Annotated in this window: 2 protein-coding genes; both read right to left on the reverse strand. The window is 47.6% G+C overall.

Translation table 11 applies throughout. From position 1 onward, the window contains the following. Positions 1-128: 128 nt before the first annotated feature. Positions 129-425: a hypothetical protein gene (locus tag IQ246_RS29545; RefSeq protein WP_194006830.1), complete on the reverse strand. Its 297-nt coding sequence runs from the start codon at positions 423-425 to the stop codon at positions 129-131. 121 nt (positions 426-546) lie between these two features. Beyond that, the gene (gene bchI / locus IQ246_RS29550; RefSeq protein ID WP_194006831.1) at positions 547-1,671 is read right to left on the reverse strand and encodes a magnesium chelatase ATPase subunit I; all 1,125 of its coding nucleotides are present in this window, start codon (positions 1,669-1,671) and stop codon (positions 547-549) included. Between the last annotated feature and the right edge of the window lie 80 nt (positions 1,672-1,751).

The raw sequence follows: 1,751 nt of genomic DNA on the forward strand, positions 1-1,751 counted from the left end.
TTACCCTTGACCCCTCACCCTGGACCCTTGACCCTTGACCCTTGACCCTTGACCCTTGACCCTTGACCCTTGACCCTTGACCCTTGACCCTTGACCCTTGACCCTTGACCCTTGACCCTTGACTAATTTTAAAGAGTATAAATTAAGTCAGCAAAACCATAGAGGCTGATAAAGAGCAATAGTAATGCTGTGAGTTGGGTCATTCGTGTCTGGGGTGAGGGTGCGATCGCTTCTCGCACTAAGATGGAAATAGATGCTCCAACTACTAAGCTCAAACCTAAGATTAAATATGGTCTGTCGGGTAAAATACTCGCTATTGCCAGCATAGCGATCGCTAACAATAGCATCAATAACTCTACAAACCTGGGCGGATTGTATTGGCTAGCTAAAATAAAGCTGTTTAACCAAAAATGCCAAAATCTCATATTGAGTGTTGAGTTATAAGTGCTGAGTTATGAGTTAGGAGACAGGAGTCAAGAGTCAAGAGTCAACAGTCAGTATTTATTCCCCCCTGCTTCCCCTGCTCCCTCTGCTCCCCCTGCTCCCCTACCCCCTAGCTCCTAACTTTTGACTTGCGCCATTTTTTTGTGCAGTGTCATTCTCTGGTAGTTCGACACCAAAGACGCGACTAAAAGCTTTTGCAACTTTGTAGCCAGTATCTATCGATTCTAAGGGGTCTTTCCGCAGTCTGTGACGTAGACACAGCGTAATTACGCGGCGGATATCATCAACTGTAACTTCGTTACGTCCTTCATAAGCTGTTAAGGCTTTGGCGGCGCGGTTGCTAACAATGTCACCCCGCAAACCATCTACATCCAGTTCTGAGCAAACTTCAGAAATTTTCACCCGCAAATCATAGTCTATTTTTACTTCTGGCAAAAGCTGCTGAGCACTGACAATTTGCTGTTGCAGTGCTTGTTGCTGGGGTTTGTACTTTTCCAGAAATACTGGGGGATTTTGGTCAAATTCTGCCCGTTGCTCCACGATTTGCACTCGCAAAACAGGTTCTTTAACCGTGTGAATTTCTGCGTGCATCCCAAAGCGGTCTAGGAGTTGGGGACGTAGTTCGCCTTCTTCGGGGTTTCCAGAACCGACAAGCACAAAACGCGCTGGGTGACGGATCGAAATGCCTTCCCGTTCTACAGTGTTCCACCCGCTGGCGGCAGAGTCAAGTAGTACGTCTACAAGGTGGTCATCTAGTAGGTTAACTTCATCGACGTAGAGAATGCCGCGGTTTGCTTTTGCTAGTAGTCCCGGTTCAAAAGCTTTGACACCCTCAGATAAAGCTTTCTCGATGTCGATGGTACCGCAAACTCGGTCTTCTGTGGCTCCCAATGGTAGGTCTACCATTTGGACTTTTTTGTGAGCTATGGGAATTTCCGCGCCTTGTTCTAGGAGTTGGCGGACTTCATCGCTCATCACGTCAGGGTCACTGGGGTCACTATTGAAGGGGTCATTAGCAACCACAGAGATTTCTGGTAGGAGGTCAGCTAGCGCCCGGATAGTTGTGGATTTACCAGTGCCGCGATCGCCCATAATCATTACACCACCAATTTTGGGGTCAATCACGTTCAACAGCAGCGCCAGTTTCATTTCTTCCTGGCCCACAATTGCCGTAAAAGGAAATACTACACGACGCGCAATTGCCGTGGATTGAGCAGTTGGACTCACTAAGTTACCTTAACAATATTTTTCTTATTACAGTTCTCTATTGTGACACAGGTGGGAGCTGGGGAGGTGGGGGAGTGGGG

Origin of the sequence: aff. Roholtiella sp. LEGE 12411 (assembly GCF_015206995.1) — a bacterium.
GTDB lineage: Bacteria > Cyanobacteriota > Cyanobacteriia > Cyanobacteriales > Nostocaceae > Komarekiella.